The 17,701-nt window shown below is 69.5% G+C and carries 16 protein-coding genes and 2 pseudogenes; 10 read left to right on the forward strand and 8 right to left on the reverse strand.

Annotation, left to right across the window (positions count from 1 at the left end; all coding sequences use genetic code 11):
• Window positions 1-34: 34 nt before the first annotated feature.
• Window positions 35-682: a nucleotidyltransferase domain-containing protein gene (locus tag PGH47_RS01355; protein ID WP_271661812.1), complete on the forward strand. Its 648-nt coding sequence runs from the start codon at window positions 35-37 to the stop codon at window positions 680-682.
• Here the strand turns inward: PGH47_RS01355 and PGH47_RS01360 are convergent.
• Window positions 674-1,990: an MFS transporter gene (locus PGH47_RS01360; RefSeq protein ID WP_333937956.1), complete on the reverse strand. Its 1,317-nt coding sequence runs from the start codon at window positions 1,988-1,990 to the stop codon at window positions 674-676. The genes PGH47_RS01355 and PGH47_RS01360 overlap by 9 nt on opposite strands.
• Window positions 1,991-2,304: 314 nt before the next feature.
• On the reverse strand, window positions 2,305-2,682 hold the full coding sequence (locus PGH47_RS01365; protein WP_271661813.1) for a MerR family transcriptional regulator: 378 nt from the start codon (window positions 2,680-2,682) through the stop codon (window positions 2,305-2,307).
• Between the two features lie 127 nt (window positions 2,683-2,809).
• Here PGH47_RS01365 and PGH47_RS01370 point away from each other — a divergent pair, with 127 nt between their 5' ends.
• A complete protein-coding gene (locus PGH47_RS01370) occupies window positions 2,810-3,883 on the forward strand; it encodes an alkene reductase (protein WP_271661814.1) in 1,074 nt (357 codons plus the stop codon).
• A gap of 42 nt (window positions 3,884-3,925) precedes the next feature.
• On the opposite strand, the gene PGH47_RS01375 is transcribed toward PGH47_RS01370, so the two are convergent.
• A complete protein-coding gene (locus PGH47_RS01375; protein WP_271667946.1) occupies window positions 3,926-4,855 on the reverse strand; it encodes an endonuclease/exonuclease/phosphatase family protein in 930 nt (309 codons plus the stop codon).
• Window positions 4,856-5,022: 167 nt separating this feature from the next.
• A pseudogene (locus tag PGH47_RS01380) lies at window positions 5,023-5,286 on the reverse strand (peptidase M15); the annotation flags it as partial.
• Window positions 5,287-5,442: 156 nt separating this feature from the next.
• Here PGH47_RS01380 and PGH47_RS01385 point away from each other — a divergent pair.
• Window positions 5,443-6,138, forward strand: coding sequence for a response regulator transcription factor (locus PGH47_RS01385; protein ID WP_271661815.1), 696 nt, complete (start codon window positions 5,443-5,445; stop codon window positions 6,136-6,138).
• Between the two features lie 10 nt (window positions 6,139-6,148).
• The gene (locus tag PGH47_RS01390) at window positions 6,149-7,228 is read left to right on the forward strand and encodes a sensor histidine kinase (RefSeq protein WP_271661816.1); all 1,080 of its coding nucleotides are present in this window, start codon (window positions 6,149-6,151) and stop codon (window positions 7,226-7,228) included.
• 28 nt (window positions 7,229-7,256) lie between these two features.
• Here PGH47_RS01390 and PGH47_RS01395 read toward each other — a convergent pair whose 3' ends face one another.
• Entirely contained in the window at window positions 7,257-8,477 is a 1,221-nt protein-coding gene (locus tag PGH47_RS01395) for an FAD-dependent monooxygenase (RefSeq protein WP_271661817.1), read from the reverse strand.
• Window positions 8,474-9,871: an MFS transporter gene (locus tag PGH47_RS01400; RefSeq protein ID WP_271661818.1), complete on the reverse strand. Its 1,398-nt coding sequence runs from the start codon at window positions 9,869-9,871 to the stop codon at window positions 8,474-8,476. The genes PGH47_RS01395 and PGH47_RS01400 overlap by 4 nt, the downstream gene beginning before the upstream one ends.
• A gap of 102 nt (window positions 9,872-9,973) precedes the next feature.
• Between PGH47_RS01400 and PGH47_RS01405 the strand changes: the two genes are divergently transcribed.
• Together PGH47_RS01405 and PGH47_RS01410 are read left to right on the forward strand one after the other, a co-directional pair.
• On the forward strand, window positions 9,974-10,606 hold the full coding sequence (locus PGH47_RS01405; RefSeq protein WP_150505816.1) for a TetR/AcrR family transcriptional regulator: 633 nt from the start codon (window positions 9,974-9,976) through the stop codon (window positions 10,604-10,606).
• A 124-nt stretch (window positions 10,607-10,730) separates the two neighbouring features.
• Complete coding sequence (locus PGH47_RS01410; RefSeq protein WP_271661819.1) at window positions 10,731-11,705, forward strand: hypothetical protein; 975 nt, start codon at window positions 10,731-10,733, stop codon at window positions 11,703-11,705.
• Between the two features lie 14 nt (window positions 11,706-11,719).
• Here the strand turns inward: PGH47_RS01410 and PGH47_RS01415 are convergent, their stop codons facing one another.
• Complete coding sequence (locus PGH47_RS01415) at window positions 11,720-12,781, reverse strand: NAD(+)/NADH kinase (protein ID WP_271661820.1); 1,062 nt, start codon at window positions 12,779-12,781, stop codon at window positions 11,720-11,722.
• Window positions 12,782-12,913: 132 nt separating this feature from the next.
• On the opposite strand from PGH47_RS01415, the pseudogene PGH47_RS01420 reads away from it, so the two are divergent.
• Window positions 12,914-13,212: pseudogene (locus PGH47_RS01420) on the forward strand (acyl-CoA dehydrogenase family protein); the annotation flags it as partial.
• Window positions 13,213-13,227: 15 nt separating this feature from the next.
• On the opposite strand, the gene PGH47_RS01425 reads toward PGH47_RS01420, so the two are convergent.
• Window positions 13,228-13,650 (reverse strand): hypothetical protein, encoded by a 423-nt coding sequence (locus PGH47_RS01425; RefSeq protein WP_271661821.1) that lies wholly within the window; start codon window positions 13,648-13,650, stop codon window positions 13,228-13,230.
• 204 nt (window positions 13,651-13,854) lie between these two features.
• Here PGH47_RS01425 and PGH47_RS01430 point away from each other — a divergent pair, with 204 nt between their 5' ends.
• The 3 genes from PGH47_RS01430 to PGH47_RS01440 all read left to right on the forward strand — a co-directional run bounded on the left by PGH47_RS01430 (window position 13,855) and on the right by PGH47_RS01440 (window position 17,681).
• Window positions 13,855-15,093: a cytochrome P450, cyclodipeptide synthase-associated gene (locus PGH47_RS01430; protein WP_271661822.1), complete on the forward strand. Its 1,239-nt coding sequence runs from the start codon at window positions 13,855-13,857 to the stop codon at window positions 15,091-15,093.
• A gap of 61 nt (window positions 15,094-15,154) precedes the next feature.
• Entirely contained in the window at window positions 15,155-15,547 is a 393-nt protein-coding gene (locus PGH47_RS01435) for a nuclear transport factor 2 family protein (protein ID WP_271661823.1), read from the forward strand.
• A gap of 142 nt (window positions 15,548-15,689) precedes the next feature.
• Window positions 15,690-17,681, forward strand: coding sequence for an AAA family ATPase (locus PGH47_RS01440; protein ID WP_271661824.1), 1,992 nt, complete (start codon window positions 15,690-15,692; stop codon window positions 17,679-17,681).
• Window positions 17,682-17,701 lie beyond the last annotated feature (20 nt).

Consider the following 17,701-nt stretch of genomic DNA (forward strand, 5'->3'; position numbering starts at 1 on the left):
CGCCCCAATCGGACTGCGAGGTTACGTTGTACCGATGACCGAATCACTGCCGCACGGCGGCATCGTGCTGGACGCGGACGAGTTGGACGCCCGGTGGGCAGATGCCTGGCGGCCGGAACAGGTCGCTGCGCGGTTGGTTGGAGCAAGCACACCCTGGTGCATTGCAGCGGGGTGGGCACTGGACCTGTTCCGCGGCAGGCAGTCGCGGCACCACAGCGATCTGGAGATCGCCGTGCCGGCCGCAGGGTTCTCCGAAATTCGGGGCCACTTCCCCGAGTACGTATTCGACGCGGTGGGTTCGGGTCGAGTCTGGGCGGGGGCAGGAGCTGAGGTGCTTGCGGCAACGCATCAGACCTGGACCCGAGATCCCGCGAGTGGTCAGTTCCTGTTCGACGTGTTCCGTGAGCCGCACCAGGGGCGGACGTGGATCTGCCGACGGGACGACAGCATTCGACTGCCGTACGACGAGGTCATCGAGTGGACCGCGGACGGGATCCCGTATCTGGTGCCCGAGTTGGTACTGCTCTTCAAGGCCAAGGCAGCACGCCCCAAGGACCAGGTGGACTTCGAGGAAGTGCTGCCGCTGTTGGGCCGGGCACGCCGTGATGCCCTGAGTGGATGGTTGGAGCTTGTGCACCCCGGGCATCCGTGGCTGGCGGATCTGGCGAAGTCGTCACGCTGACTGGGCCGGCGTCTCGGACGGGGCGGGAAGCGTTCGGCCCAGGTGAGACAGAGGCGACAGGGCCATCAGCACCGGTGACAGAAGCATGCCCGCGGCGGTCACCAGGAGGCCGGCCCGTGTCCCCCACACCTCCGCTAGGAACCCGCCGAGCAGCGAGCCGAGCGGGGTCAGCCCCATGCCGACGAAGTTGATCGTCGCGGCCACGCGGCCTTGCATCCCGTCCGGAGTGACCGTCTGACGGATGGCCATGACCGTGACGTTCACCAGCTGACTGAAGGTCCCGAAGACGAAGTTGACCGCAATGAGCGCGGGGACCGTCACCGCCGGCGCCCCGCCCAGTGCGGGCACGAGTAGGAACACACCGTCGCCGAGTGCCGCTGCGGACACCAGCACAGCGCCGTGTCCGAAGCGGTTCGGCAGGCGGGCGGCCAGCAGCGAGCCCAGGAGCGCGCCCGGCCCCGTCGCCGCGAGTGCCAGCCCAACGGCTGTGCCGGACAGGTGCAGGTCCCTTGGCAGGTGCAGCAGATAGACGGTCATCACGGCCGCGAAGGAGAACTGGAACGCGGCTGATGCCAGGCACACGGTCCGCAGCGAGGAGTCGCTGACGACAAAGCGGAGGCCGTCGTGGATCTGCCGCCAGACCCGCGGTGGTCGCTCTTCCGAGCGTGCCGGAATGCGTTCGCGGTGATCGATCCGTCGGATCGACAGGAATGACAGCGCGAAGAACACCGCGCTCGAAGCGACTGCAACCGCCGCCGACAGCAAGGACACCAACGCGCCGCCAAGGGCGGGACCACCGATCTGCGCAGCCGACCGACTGCCCTCAAGCGCGCTGTTCCCCCGCACCAACTGATCGCGCTTCACCATGCGTACCAGGGAAGCCTGGTACGCCACGTCGAAGAACACGGACAGCGCCCCGACGACGAACGCGACCACGAGCAACGCCGGCAGATCGAGCACACCAAGGAGGCCGGCCACGGCGGCGGCGCCCAGGGTGAGAGCTCGACCGGCGTCCGCCAGCACCATCACCATGCGGGTCCGCCACCTGTCCACCCACGCGCCGACGAAGAGCGACAGCATCAGGATCGGCGCCTGCCCCACCGCGCGCAGGGCCCCCAGTTGCCCGGCACCGGCGTTGAGCGTCAGGACGGCGAACAGCGGCAGTACCACCAGGCTTGCGTGCTCGCCCAGTTGAGAGGCTGTCTGACCCAGCCAGAGTCGGCGGAAATCGCGGTCCCGCCACAGGCCTGACGGAACAGAAGGAACAGAGCCACCGGAATCGGGTACGGCGGAGGAAGAGAACGGCACGGGGACCCCACGGATGAGCGAAGACGAGACCCGCGAACCGGTGCACGTAAAGACGCACTGCACCGGTCGTTTCAGGCAGCGGGAAAGGAAGGCTCGCTGTGCCGCGCATCATGGGCGGCACGCGATGACAGGGCGCTACGGCTCGAATGTCAACGCGTGCCGGGACGACCGACCATGTCCTCGCTCCTCTTGAGTCACTCGCTGCGCGAACACTAACTCCCGCTCGGCCGGGCACGAAAGCCGATTTGCGAGCGGGTGAACGAGGTGAAGAGACCGGCCGGCCGACGCCTCGGCCGAGGCTCCGACGGGAGAGTTCAGCCTGTCACGGTCGGGCTCAGGCCCGCGCGGTGGGCCCGATTCGTGGCCATCAGGACGTCGAGCGCGTCCCGGGTACGGACAAGTTCCTCGATGTGCGCGGAGAGCCGTTCACGCTCCTCGGCCATCCGTTCCAGCGCGGCATCGGACGTGGTCTCGCTCGGTGAGTCGACGCACGGCAGGAGCTCGGCGATGGTCCGGCTGGACAGGCCTGCCGCATACATGCGCTGGAGAAAGGTGACTCGCTCGACGTGGGCCTCCGTGTAGTGCCGCTGCCCGCTGGCACTGCGGGTGCTGGTGAGCAGGCCCTGTTCCTCGTAGTAGCGCAGGGACCTGACGCTCACTCCGGCCCGTGCCGCGAGCTCGCCGATTCTCATGCCGCCGCCCTCCCTCCTGTGATCCGGGGCACAACCCTTGCCTCTGACGTCAGTGTCAGGTTTTAGCGTAACCGGTGTGCCGATCAGGGCACGACGGATCACGCGGAACCGACCAAGGAGACACGACGTGACGACCCTCTTCACCGGCTACCGGCTCGGCGACCTGCTGCTGCCCAACCGGGTGGTGATGGCCCCGATGACCCGGGTCCGGGCCGCGGCCGGCGGTCTGGCGACGCCTTCGATGGCGCGCTATTACGCCCAGCGGGCCACTGCCGGCCTGATCGTCACCGAGGGCGTGCAGCCGAACCTGATCGGTCAGTCCAACCCGGGCACCCCGGGCCTGCACACCGACGATCAGGTGACCGCGTGGCGGACGGTGACCGACGCGGTGCACACCAACGGCGGCCGGGTCTTCGCCCAGATCATGCACGGCGGGCGGGTGTCGCACCCCGACACCACCGGGATGCAGCCCGTCGGCCCCTCGGCCGTGGCGGCCGTCGGCGAGGTGTTCACCCCCAGCGGGCGTCAGCCGGCGCCGACTCCGCGCGCCCTGGACACGGCCGAAGTGCCCGAGCACGTCCGCTCGTACGCGGACGCCGCGCGCCGGGCCGTGGACGCCGGCTTCGACGGTGTGGAGCTCCACGGCGCCAACGGCTATCTCATCTCGCAGTTCCTCTCCTCCAACGCCAACCTGCGCACGGACCGTTACGGCGGCTCCGTGACCAACCGGATCCGGTTCGCAGTCGAGGCGGTCACCACGACCGCCGAAGCCATCGGCGCGGACCGGACCGGGATCCGCCTCTCCCCCGGTGGCGCCTTCTGGGGCATCGAGGAGGCCGACGTCGCCGAGCTCTACGCCGCCCTCCTGACCGAGCTGTCCCGGCTCGGTCTGGCGTACATCCACCTCGAGGCCACCATCGACGAAGAGACGCTCGTCGCTCTGCGCCGGATCTGGCCCGGCACGCTCGTGATGAACCCGGTCCTGCCGATGGGCCCCAAGCAGGCCGGCCGGACCGACGCGGACCACTGGCTCGGCCTGGGAGCCGACCTCATCAGCTTCGGCCGCGCCTTCATCGCCAATCCCGACCTGGTCGAGCGTCTGCGCACCGGCCTCCCGATCGCCCCCGCCGACGAGGCGACGTACTTCGAGGGCGGCGACCACGGCTACCTGACCTACTCGGCGTACCAGCACTCGGCCTGACCGCCTGGGCCCTCAGTCTCCGCCCCCTGCGCACGGCCGCCTTCACCAGCTGATTCCCGCCGCCACCGGCAGGTGGTCACTGCCGGTGGCCGGCAGCACCCAGGAGCTCTCCGCCTCCACACCGCGGACCAGGATCTGGTCGATCCGTGCCACCGGGAACTTCGCCGGCCAGCTGAAGCCGAAGCCGTCCCCGGCCTCGGCCTGGACGGAGTGCAGCTGTGCGGTGATGCCGGCGAACGCGCGGTCGTCCACGGTGCCGTTCAGGTCGCCGAGCAGCACGACCCGCTCGTTGCGCTCGGCGGCCAGCGCCTCCGCGAGTGCCGTCGCGTTGCGGTCCCGGCTGTCCGTCCAGAAGCCGTTCCGGGGCATCACGCGTACGGATCCCAGGTGGGCCACGTACACCGCCAGGGGGCCTTCGTCGGTGGCCACCGTGGTGCGCAGCGCCCGGTTGTACGGCAGCTTCACGTCGTCCGACTTGGCGTCTCCCATCGGCCCGACGTCCTGCTGGATGTCGACCGGCCGGGTGTCGGACAGCGGCAGCTTGCTCCACAGCCCGACCGTGCCCAGGACCGTGTGATGCGGGTACGTCTTCGCCAGTTCCTTCTCGTACGTGCCTCGGGCCTGCGCGGTGATCTCCTCCAGCGCCAGCACGTCCGCCCCGGTGGCGGCCAGGTCGCGGGCGGTGGCGGCCGGGTCGGGGTTCCCGGCGCCGACGTTGTGGCTGACCAGGGTCAGGTCACCGCCCGTGCGGGACTTGTCGGCGAGCAGCCCGCCGAAGAGGCTCAGCCACACCACGACCGGCAGCAGCAGCGCGACCACGGCGGAAGCGGACCGGCGCCACAGCGCACCGGCCAGCAGCACCGGGACGAACACGCCGAACCACGGCAGCAAGCTCTCCACCAGGCTGCCGAGACCCCCGCGGTCAGTGATCTGCGCGTGCAGCAGCATGAGCAGGCCGAGCAGCACGGCCATCGCCGCGAGCGCACGGCCGCGCTTCCAGGGACCCGGCCGGGAGAGGGCGCGGACCGAGTGGCGGATGCGCGCGCGCCGGGTACCGGACCCGGGGGCCGGGATACCCTCCGTACCTCGGCTCTCCCCCGCCTCGACCCGCGTCATCGCCTGTCCTCGCTCGCTCTTGGTCACTGCTGCATCCTCGGGTCCTGGGTGGGGTCGGCATACATACGCGGGCAGCCGTGCTCGATCGCCTCGGTGCGCGGTTCGTAGTGCCAGGGTTCGTTCCGGTGGATCTGGCACAGCCCGTACTCGGCGCCGTGCCGGGACAGCCACTCCGTCGCGTCGGAGCGCCCGATGTCGACCTCGTCCCCCGCCACGTGGGGAGATGTCGTCGCGGTTGCCACCCATCGGGCGGCCTCGTCCTCGGACCCGCATTCGGCGACCGCCTGGTGATCCCTGAGGAGCAGCCGGACGATCCGGCGGGACGATGTTCCTGGTAATCGTGAGGTTCGGGGCATGCTGCCAGTCAAGGCAGCGCGGTGTAGCCGGCACGTATGCGGTTTTCGATATGCCGACGATACGTGCCGCCTCCTAGCATCGATCACATGCGCGTGTTGATCGTCGAGGACGAGCCCTACCTGGCGGAAGCCATCCGCGACGGCCTACGTCTGGAGGCCATCGCGGCCGACATCGCGGGCGACGGCGACTCCGCGTTGGAATTGCTGAGCGTCAACGCATACGACATCGCCGTCCTCGACCGTGACATCCCCGGACCGTCCGGTGACGAGGTCGCCAAACGCATCGTCGCCTCCGGCAGCGGCATGCCGATCCTCATGCTCACCGCGGCCGACCGTCTCGACGACAAGGCCTCCGGTTTCGAGCTGGGCGCCGACGACTACCTCACGAAACCCTTCGAACTCCGCGAGCTCGCGCTCAGGCTCCGGGCACTCGACCGCCGACGCGCTCACAACAGGCCGCCTGTGCGCGAGATCGCGGGTCTGCGGCTCGACCCGTTCCGCAGGGAGGTGTACCGGGACGGCCGCTACGTCGCACTCACCAGGAAGCAATTCGCCGTACTGGAAGTCCTCGTCGCCGCCGAGGGCGGTGTCGTCAGCGCCGAAGAGCTCTTGGAGCGGGCGTGGGACGAGAACGCCGACCCGTTCACCAACGCCGTCCGCATCACGGTCTCGGCATTGCGCAAACGACTCGGCGAACCCTGGCTGATCGCCACGGTGCCGGGTGTCGGCTACCGCATCCAAACGCCGTCGGAGGCCGGAAACGAGGGACCAGACGGTGGATAGGGCGCCCGGGTTGAGCGTTCGCGTCAAACTCACCCTCAGCTATGCCGGGTTCGTCATGCTCGCCGGTGTCCTGCTGCTCGCCGCCGTATGGGTGTCGCTCCTGGAATACGTCCCGGACGACTGGGACCGGCGAATGCTCTACGAGAATCCCAACCGTCAACTCCTTCTGCGCACCTTCGCCCCCGCGGCCGCTGCCGTGATGGCGTTTCTGCTGGTCTTCGGTCTGCTGGGCGGATGGTTCCTCGCCGGCCGCGTCCTCGCCCCCTTGAGCCGTATCACCGACGCCACCCGCGTGGCCACGAACGGATCGCTCTCCCACCGAATCCGGCTACCGGGCCGAAAGGACGAGTTCCGCGAACTCGCCGACGCCTTCGACACGATGCTCGCGCGGCTCGAAGCGCATGTCGCCGAGCAACAGAGATTCGCGGCCAACGCCTCTCACGAATTGCGTACCCCGCTCGCGATCTCGAAGTCGTTGATCGACGTGGCGCGCGCCGATCCGAATCCCGACACCGGCACGCTGATGGACCGCCTCCATGCGGTGAACACCCGGGCGATCGACCTGACCGAGGCACTGCTCCTGCTCAGCCGTGCCGAGCAGCGGTCCTTCACCCGCGAACCCGTCGACCTCTCCCTCCTGGCGGAGGAAGCCACCGAGACGCTCCTCCCACTCGCCGAAAAGCACGGCATCACCATCGAGACCAGCGGCGACGCCGCGCCCACGAACGGCTCGCAAGCGCTGCTGCTGCAACTGACCATGAACCTCCTGCACAACGCGATCGTCCACAACCTGCCCGAGCGGGGCACCGTACGGGTCACCACCGGCGTCCGCCCCGAGACCGTGGTGCTCACCGTCGAGAACACGGGCGAAGAGCTCACCCCACAGCTGATCTCGACGCTCACCGAACCGTTCCGGCGCGGCACCGAACGCATCCACACCGACCACGCGGGCGTCGGCCTCGGCCTGGCCATCGTGAAGACCATCACCCACGCCCATGACGGCACCCTCACCCTCACCCCGCGCCCTGCCGGCGGGATCCGCATCACCGTGGAGCTACCCGCGACCGCCCCACGCGCCGAGGACAAGTGACACCCGTCCCAGGCGCGCATGACCGAGCTCACGCCACGGGCATCAATTCCGGCAGTGCGAGGGCCGAGTGGGCCGGACGTGCCTCCGCTGCGGGCATGGAGCTGAGATCGCGCAGCATGTCGTTACGCTGCTTCAGGGCTTGGGCGGTGGTCGGGAAGAGTGCCGCATCGCCCTCGCCGACCAGATCCTGGTTCATGGTCACGAACTCACGGGTGCTGTCCTCGAAGGCGGCGAAGCCCGCGACGTGGTCCCGGTCGGCGAGGGAATGGGCGAGCATGTACGCGCCGACGAGCGCGAGGCTGGAGCCCTGTCCGGTGAGGAACGAGGGCGCGTACGCCGCGTCGCCCACCAACGCGACCCTGCCGCTGGACCAGCGGGGCATACGGATCTGGCTGACCGCGTCGAAGAACAGGTCATCCGCGTCGCGCATGGCGGCAAGCATGCCCGGCACCTCCCACCCCGCGTCTGCGAACACCTCGGCGACCAGGTCCCGTTGGGCTTCCGGATCCCGGAAGGCGCCGAACGGCGGTTCGGGGTGGGCGAAGTTCAGGAAGGCGTGCACGCTGTCGTCGTCCCCCACGGCGTAGAGTGCCGCGGCTCTGCCGGGGGCGTTCCACATCACCGTCTCGCGGGAGAGCCCAAGGGTGTTCCGCATGGTGAACACCGCGAAGCAGTAGCCGAGGTAACGGTGGAATTGCTGCTCGGGGCCGAAGAGGAGTTCGCGGGTGCGTGAGTGGATACCGTCCGCACCGACCACCATGTCGTACGTCCCTCTGCCGCCCCCGTGGAAGGTCACGTCGACCCCGTGGTCGTACTGGTCGAGGGTGTAGATGGAGTCGTTGAAAAGGAACTCCACGTCGTCACGTACGGCCGTGTGGAGAGCGCTGGTCAGATCCCCGCGCCGCACCTCCAGGTCCCGCCCCGCGACACCGCCCGTCACGGCGTGCGGTTCGACCGAGGCCACCTCGCTGCCGTCCCCGTCGAGGAAGGTCAGCCGGCGCAGGTCGATGTGGGCGTCCTGCAGTTCGGGCAGGATGCCCATCCTCCGGACGACGTCGAGTGCCGTGCCGCGTACGTCGATGGGATAGCCGCCGCCACGAATTGCGCCCGCTTTCTCGACGACCGTGACGTCGAATCCGTAGCGGTTCAGCCAGAACGCCAGGGCGGGCCCCGCGATGCTGGCGCCGGATATCAGAACCCTTCGCCTCGGCGTGATGCCGCTGTCCCTCAACAGACCGGTGCGGGTCATTCCTTGACTCCTTTGCTCATGGTGCGGGTGACGAGGAGGGACAGCGCCGTGACGGCGGCGGCTATGGCGAAGCCGGTGACGAAGGCCGATTCGGCAGGGACGTCCGACCCGGTAGGAGTGGCGGCGGTGAGGATCGCGCCGCTGATCTGGGCACCCACGGCGTAGCCGAGGACGCGAGTCACCAGGACCAGGCTGGTGGCGATACCGGTGTCGCCCTGCGCGACGGATGTGGCGGTGCCGGTCACCAACGCGGTGACGCAAAGGCCGTTGGCGAGGGCGATCATCACCTTGCCGATGACGAGGTGCCAGACCTCGGTGTGCACGGCTGCCAGGGCGATCAGGGCGGTGACCATGAGGACGATCCCCGCAGTCACCACGGCACGCGAGCCGTAGCGCCGCGCCCCGATCCCGCTGATCGGCCCGGCCAGCGACGCGGCGACGGCGCCCGGCAGCAGGAAGAAGCCGATCGCGGTGGCACTGGCCCCGAAGCCGTACTCCTCGGAGGGCACCGCGAACAGCTGTGGGACAAGATAGACCGCGACCGAGGTCCCGACGCAGATGACGAAGGTCAGCACGCACGACTTCCACACCGCGGGCCGTGCCAGCATGCGCAGATCGACCATGGGAGAGGTCGCGTGGCGCTCGACGGCTATCCATCCGCCGGCGAAGGCGGCCAGAAGCAGGATGAGGGCGCCGAGCACGAGGGGTTGCGAGGCGACGTCGGGCGCCAGGGCCAGCACGAGCATGAGCGTGACCAGTGTCCCGCTCAGGAGGAGCAGGCCGGGCCAGTCGACCCCGGTGTCGTCCGAGCGACCCGGCGGGTCATGCGGCATCAGCGTGTTCACCAGCGCGGTGGAGCCGATGACCGCGATCGTCGGCAGCGCGAACATCCAGTGCCGGGACAGCCCTTCGGCGACGGGCCCGGCCGACAGCGTGCCCGCCATCCCGCCGCCGACGAACAACCCGCTGACGACCCCGATGGCCACCTTCGACTCCCCGGCGGGGAGGTGTTTGCGCACCAGGATGAACGACAGGGGCAGCGCGCCGACCATCGCTCCTTGCAGTACCTGACCGAGCAGCAGTACCGGCAGGTTCGGCGCGAGGGCGGACACCAGCCCTCCGGCGCAGACCACCGCCATCAGCCGGATCAGGATCCGTTTTCCGCCGTAGCGGTCGCCTAACTTGCCTGCGACCGGGGTGACGAGCGCGCCGGTGATGAGAAGCACGATGCTGAGCAACGCCCCTTCGGAGGGGCTCATGTCGAGTTCGCGTTGCAGGAGCGGGAGCGTCGGTGTCACCACCGACTCCAGGGCACCGGTGGCCACCGCCAGCATGCCGAGGGCCCCGAGAGCGGCCCTGCCGATGCGAACCGGTGGAGCGAGAGTTGCGGTCATGGACGTCCTTCCCGTCAGGTTCCGACGCCGGTCGGCACACGCCGAGCCGACATCCCGATTACTACACTACACCGTGCAGTGTAGAACGGTTAGGATGTGCCCATGCCGACCACGAAGACACTGCGCGAGGGCTCCACGGTGAAGCGGGCCGCCATCCTCTCGGCGGCCCGGGAACTGTTCCTCGCCGACGGCTTCGACCGGTCCAGCGTCGACGCGGTGGCCGCGCGGGCCGAGGTGTCCAAGCGGACGGTCTACGACTACTTCGGCGACAAGCAGACGCTGCTGCAAGCGGTCGTCGACTCCGTCGGCCAGTCACTGATCACCACGATCCGACGCACCCTCGACGACACCCTCACCGACGTCACGGAGTCCGCCGACCTCGAGGACGCCCTGATCACGTTCTCGATGAGCATCGCGACCGACATGCTCGGCTCGGCGGAGTACGCCACGCTGCAACGACTGGTCCGCGCTGAGTCCGGCAACCTGCCGCACCGGGGCTACAACGCCATGGCCAACACCCCGGACGAGGCGATCGCCGACCGTTTCGCCGCCTTCGCCGAGGCCGGCCTGCTCGACGTCCCCGACCCCCGCCTAGCCGCCGACCAGTTCATCGCCCTGACCTTCGGCGTCGCACTGGACAGACTCGGCTCCGCGAACGCGGCGGAGGACACCCGCGTCCGGCCACTCGTCGTCGAGGGAGTACGGACCTTTCTGCGGGCGTACCGGACGAGGTAGGGCCGAGGCGTACGGCTGCCGTGGGACGCCCATTGGACGATCCGGTCGATCTCGCGTGTCGTCTCGGGGCGGTTCCGGACTGACCCGACGGGTGAGGGAAGGCGTTCTGAGTAGGAGAACTCATGTGCGCCTGAACGCCGGCTGGCAATCTTCGGGCATGGCGGGTGACGCAGGGGTCGCGAGTGGCAGAGGGTCGTTGGCGGCTCTTCATCTCCTTCTGGTCTGGGCGACGATGACGGCCGCGGTACCGGTGCTCGGCTTCGGGTTGCTGGTGACGGGGTGGGGCGGTGGGACCGAGGCTGCGGGGCTGGCCTTCATGTTGGGGGCGCCCCTGACGGTGGGGCTGTTGGCCTTGGCGGGTATTTCGGCGCGGACGGTGGTGCCGCTGTGCGGCTCCGTGGCCGGGCGACTCGGCTGGGCGGTGCTGGTCTTCTTCCTCGGTACGGTCGGCGTCGCGGCCGGCATTGCTGCTTACAGTGCGGACGTCGACCTCGGGAGCGCCGGCACACGCGTTGCGCTCACGGGAGTGCCGTACGCCGTCGCTGCGGCGTTCTTCGTGCCGAGCCGGTGGGTGCGGCTGGGGGCGGGGGCCGCGCTGGCGACCTGCGTGATGTACGGGGGTCTTCTCGGCCCGGCGCAGGCGCGGGAGCATCAGCATGCGGCGGAGGTCGCGCGGTACCGCGAGCATCCGGAGTTGCTGTACGTGGGCGCCGCCCCGCCGGGGATGCAGATTTCCCGCGTCGTGGTCGGGCCCGCCCATGTCGGCGTCGACTATCGCCCCGTCGCGCAGAACGAGGTCGGGTATGTGGGCCTGACCATGCGCTCGCAGCTCACGCCGACACCGCAATGCCCCGAGCTGGTGCAGAAGGACGTCACGTGCTCGGTGGACACGCGCGGCGACATGCGTACGGTCCGCGAACTCCCCGGAGGCACCCGCGCCATCACCCTCATCCGCCCTCTCCGCCACGCGGAGGCCGAGGTCAACAGCCAGTACCTCGATGAACCCGGCCTGCGTCACCTCCTCGACACGCTGCACCCGCTGTCCGACGAGGAGTTGGAAAGGCTGATGCGGGAGAAGGCGATCGAGCAGGGCTATTGAGGCGTGCGTGGGCTTCAGTGTCCGTCCGGGACCGTGAGCAGGGTCAGATGTGAGAGGTCTCTGGGCGGCGGTGTCGAGACGGACCACAGGGGCGCGGCAGTTCCGTCGGCGACGGCTGCCGGAGCGTCCGTGAGGTTCATGCGCTGACGCAGACGGCCGTAGAAGTCCATTGGCCCGAGCCGGACGGCCCGCAGGCGTCGTGGTGCGGCGAACACCCCGATCCAGTCCCCCGGTTCGAGCACTCCCCGCACCTGGCCGTCGATGCTGACGGCGGCCTGCCCCGACCGTTCGAGGACGCGCAGCCCGACGGGTTCGTCGGGGGCGGTGACGATGGAGCGGTTGAACGTCATGTGCGGGGCGACGGGTGTGAAGACGAGTGCTTCGGCGCGCGGTGAGACGACCGGGCCGCCGGCGGCGAAGCTGTAGGCGGTCGAGCCCGTCGGGGTGGCCACGAGCAGGGCGTCGGCCGAGTAGGAGGCCAGGAGCCGGCCGGACACGTACACGCCGACGGACACCTGGCGGTCCCTGGAGAGTTTCTCCAGCACCACGTCGTTGAGCGCGGTGACGTTGAGCGGGATGCCCCACTCGTCGTCGACCTCGCAGTCCGGCCGCACCTGAGGCGCCGGCAGCATGGGACCGCGGCCGTACCGCATCATCTTCCCGACGTCCGCCGGTACCTCCAGGCGTCTGGAGGCGCGCAGGGCGAGCAGCATGCGGCTGTCGATGTGGAGACGGTTCTCGTGCACCGCGTCCAGCGCCAGGCGTACTTCGGCGGCGGGTACCTCGGTCAGGAAACCGACTCGGCCGAGGTCGACCCCCAGCACGAGCGCGTCACCCTCGGCGGCCAGCCGTGCGCCGCGCAGGAAGGTGCCGTCTCCGCCCAGGGTGACGATGAGGTCGGGGCGACCCGCGGCTTCGACCTCGTCGCGGGCGTTGCGCCGGCCGCCGTCGTCCCATACGTCGATGTCCGCGCACCGTACGCCGTGCTCCTCGCACCAGGCGCGCACCACATGGCTCGCCTCCACGGCCTCCGTACGTCCGCCGTGCACGACCAGACCGAGCCGGTTCACCGTCATCTCTGCCTCCGGGACCTCGTCCTCGCACCGACGGGCCGGCTGACCGGCACGTCGCCTCACAGCCCTAGCCGACCACCAGGTCGGGGCGACCGGGCGGAGCGCGGCCCAGGTGTCACCCTGGCGGGCGCAGGCATCCGGTTCGAGATCGCCGAGATGGCGACCGAGTGCGCCGTCACCCGCACGTTCCTGGACCGCTGCATCGCCGATCACGAGGACGGCAAGCTCGACGCCGTGCACGCGTCGATGGCCAAGTGGTGGCGACCGAGTTCCAGAAGCGGGTCGCCGATCGCTGTCTCCAACTGCACGGCGGATACGGCTACATGACCGAGCAGCGCGTAGCGAAGGCGTTCACCGACGGACGTGTCCAGACCATCTACGGCGGCACGACCGCGATCATGAAGGAGATCATCGGCCGCTCCCTGCTGTCCTGACCAGGGGCGATATGGCTAGGTGGTGTGCAGGGGCTCCCTGAACGCCTTGCGGAACACCGGCCCCGCGAAGGGAATGATCGGAGACAGCATCTTTGCCTTGAGCGAGCTGGGATGCCGTTCGAGATCGACGTCGACGCGGGTGCCTTCGTCCGTGGGTGTCATGTGGAAGTTCCAGCCACCCGAACCGAAGGGTTTCGAATCGTGGGTGGTGACGGTGACCTCATTCGTCGCGGGGTCCCATTCGTAGCGTGCGCGCTCCCACGATTTCTCATTACCCTCGGTGACCTCGGCCCAGGTGTCTCCCCGCTCGTGCACCTGGAAATGCTCCGCGTCGATGGAGGGCCACTCCTCGACACGGGAGGGGCCGAAGTTGGTCAGCACCCCCATCACCTCGGACGGGCTCATCGAGGAGTTCACATGAAAATGCAGGGATGGCATGACCTGCTCCTTGGCTATTGCCGTCGCTGAGACTATTGCCGTCGCTGAGCCGGCTGGACGACCTGACGTGCCCACTTCTCAGGATGCACCCCCGCTCAGCGCTCCGCACCGGCAGCTTCTCGACCTGCGGTCACGTTTCCACGTGCTCACTCGACGTCAGCACGCGCTACCGCTCATCTGCCGATTTCTGACAAGCTCTCCGCCGTGCCCCAGGTCAATGCCCGATTCAGCGTTCTGTCCGAGGACTTCGCCGCCGACCCCTACCGCTACTTCTCGCGGTTGAGGGAGCAGGACACGATCCACTACGAGTCGGCGATCGACAGCTACTTCGTCTCCCGCCACCGGGACGTCAAGCGGGTGCTGACCGACCACGACACGTTCACCACGGAGATGCTCCAGGTGCGTGCCGAGCCGGTGATGCGGGGGCCGGTTCTCGCGCAGATGACCGGCGCCGAGCACACCGCCAAGCGGAAGATCGTCGTACGCGGGTTCACCGGGCAGGCGCTGGAGGAGCAGATACGGGCCATCCACGCCAACGCCGCCGAGCTTGTCGCGCCCTTCCTCTCCCGGGGGCGTATCGACCTCGTGAACGACTTCGGCAGGCCACTCGCCATCGACGTGACGCTGGACGTCCTCGGCCTGGACAAGAAGGACAGGCGGCAGATCGCCGACTGGCTCGGCGGGGTCACCGAGTTCGTCACCGGCATCGACCTCACCGCCGAGCAACGCCGACGGTGCCTGGACCGTGCCGAGCGGCTGGAGGCCCACCTCGCCCCGGTCATCGAGGAGCGCCGGCGCCGGCCCTGCGAGGACCTGATATCGAAGCTGTGCACCGCCGAGTTCGACGGCACCGCCATGAGCGACCGCGAAGTGACCGCGCTGGTCATCAACGTCCTTGTCGCCGCCGTCGAGCCCGCCGACAAGACGCTCGCCCTCCTCTTCAAGCACCTCATCGACCACCCGGAGCAGCTGGCGCAGGTCCGCCGGGACCCCGCCCTGCTGCCCGCCGCGATCGCCGAGACCCTGCGCTACACCCCGCCGGTCCAGCTCATCCCCCGCCAGACGGAGCGGGACGTCGTGCTCGCCGGCAGCACCGTCCCCGCCGGTGCCACCGTCTTCTGCATGATCGGCGCGGCCAACCGCGACCCCGCCGCCTTCGCAGCCCCGGACGCCTTCGACATCCATCGCGCCGACCTGGGCACCACCCGCTCCTTCACCGCCGCCGCCCGGCATCTGGCCTTCGGCACGGGGCTCCACCAGTGCGTCGGGGCGGCCTTCGCGCGCGCCGAGATCGAGACGGTCGCGGAGATGCTGCTCTCCCTGTTCGACGAGATCCGCCACACGCCCGGGGTCCGCTACCGGGAAACCGGTCTGTATACGCGCGGCCCCGCCTCCCTCTGCATCGATTTCACCCCGACGCGAAGTGCTCCCGCGCCTCTCTGACGTCGGCGCCTCCGTGGAGCCTTCCCCGGGCACCGCCCCCCATCAGGAGAGAACAGCACCAATGACACCCACCGACATCACCCGCGCCATCAACGACCTGCTCTTCACCCCGGATCTCGACCTCGCCGAGGCCCTGGAGCGGCACTTCGCCCCCGACTACCGCCAGCGCACGAACGGCGAGTGGAGCGACCGGGCCTCCTTCGTACAGCACATGACGCGCCTGCGCTCCCTCGTCCGCAGCGGACACATAGAGGTCCACGAAGAACTGCGCGACGGGCTGCGCTACGCCGATCGCCACACCGTCACCATCACGCAGCACAACGGCCGCACCTCCCGCACCGAGGTCTACCTCTTCGCCCAACTCGCCCCGGACGGCCGCTTCCAGCGCGTCGAGGAGGCCACCCTCCTGGTCACCGGCCACCCCGACGACGGAAACCTGGGCACCGTCAAGTGACACGTACCTGGTGACACGGACGACGCCGACGCATCCCGCGGCGCAACGCCATCCCGTGCGAACCTCTCGTGGCTGTAATCCCTCTAGTTGAGCGGGCGCGTGTACGTGCTGAGACATGGGGATGGGAGCGGCCATGGTGTCCGTGGGCGAAAGACTGAGCAGGGCTCGCACACGGGCCTTCGTCGGCCGGGACGAGGAACTCGGGCGCTTCGAGCGGGCGTTGGCCGGTGATCCACAGGCACCGTTCGCGTTCTACGTGTGCGGGCCGGGCGGCATAGGGAAGTCGACGCTGCTGCGGTGCATGGCGGACCGGGCTCGCGCGGCGGGCCGGCTGCCGGTGGAGCTCGACGGCCGTTTCGTCAGCCGGGACCCGGCCGAGTTCGAGCGCGCGGCCGGGCCTTTCCTCGATGTCGCGGGCACGGTGCTGTTCGTGGACTCCTTCGAGCACAGCCAGTGGCTGGAGAGCTGGTTGTGGCAGCACTTTCTGCCGCGCGCCGCCGACGGCACCCTGGTCGTCCTGGGCGGGCGACAGACACCCCAGCCGCAGTGGACCACCGACCCCGCCTGGTCCGGGCTCCTGCACGTGACCGAACTCCAGCCGTTCTCCGAGGAGCAGTCCCGCAGCCTGCTCGCCGCGGCGCAGATCCGGCCGGAACTGCGGGACCGGGTACTCCGCTTCGCCGCCGGCAACCCCCTGGCCCTGTCCCTCGCTGCGGCCGCGGGATCGGCGGGCTGTGGCAGCGAGGCGATCTGGGCCCCGTCGGCGGACGTACTGCGCACCCTGCTCGCCGGGCTGATCGGTGACGTACCCTCGGCGGCCCACCGCCGCGCGCTGGAGGTGGTGGCACAGGCCCACTCGACATCCGAGGAACTGCTCACCGCGGTGCTGCCCGAGGAGGACGCCCATCTGCTGTTCTCGTGGCTGCGGGACCTGCCCTTCATGGAATCGACGCACCGGGGGCTCCACCCGCACGACGCGGCGCGCGAGACACTGGCCGCCGACCTGCGCTGGCGGGCTCCGCACGCCTTCGCGAACATGCGTCAGCGATTGGCCGAGGAGTATCTGCGCCTCCTGCGCGAGGCTCCCGAGGAACGGGTCTGGACCGTCACCGACGACCTCTTCCACCTCTTCAGGGAGAGGGAGATCCTCGCTCGCCTGCGCACCTGGTCGCGAGAGGACGAGGTGCACGACCGCCCTCTGCACCCCGATGACCTGGACGCCGTGCTCCGGATGGCGGAGGAGACCGAGGGCCCTGCCTCGGCGGTCCTGGTCCGCTACTGGGCCGAGCGCCAGCCGCAGGCGTTCAGCGTCTACCGTCTCGTCAGCACGGGCAGGATCGTGGCCTTCACGACCCGACTCGCCCTACCGGCCCCTCCGGATCCGCAGGACCTCGCCACCGACCCCGTCGTCGCCGCCGCGTGGGCGCACACGGACGCCTCCGCGCCGGTCGGCCCCGGCGAACACATCGGCGTCAGCCGCTTCACCATCTACCCGGAGCGATATCAAGTCCCCTCCCGCGTCATCGACTTGAGCAGTTCGCGTGCCCAGGCGGAGTCCGCTCGTGCTCGCGGCCGTGCCTACGGATTCGCGGTCTGGAGGGACGCCGAGACCTGGGCCGAGCGCGTCAAGGGCACCCTCGACGACACAGGTGCGCGCCCACGCGTGGGTGAGCACACGTACGGGCTGTTCTGCGTCGACTGGCGCCAAGTGCCGGTCGAAGCCTGGCTCGGCCGCTTCATCTCGGCCACCGAAGCACCCGCCGCGCCCGGACCGTCGGGCTTCTCGCGCACCGCGTTCGACCAGGCCGTACGCGAAGCCCTGACCCACTGGCGCGACTCCGCGGCCTTCGCTGCCTGCGCGCTGACCCGCACCCGCCTCGCGGCCGACCTCGCCGACCCGGTCGGGGAGCTGCGTGCCTTGCTGCGCCAGGCCGTCGACGATCTCGCCGGTGACCCGCGCGGAGTGCGCGCCCGTGATGCCCTCACGGCGGGCTATTTCTCCGGTGCGCCCACCCAGGAGGCCGCCGCCCGCCGCCTCTCGCTGCCGTACGGGACCTATCGGCGCCATGTGCGGCAGGGCCTGGACCTGCTCTGCGAGGCCCTGTGGCAGCAGGAGTTGCACGGCACGCGATAGTGCCGGCCGCGGGCTCGCTC

This window comes from Streptomyces sp. HUAS 31 (genome assembly GCF_028198125.1).
GTDB lineage: Bacteria > Actinomycetota > Actinomycetes > Streptomycetales > Streptomycetaceae > Streptomyces > Streptomyces chartreusis.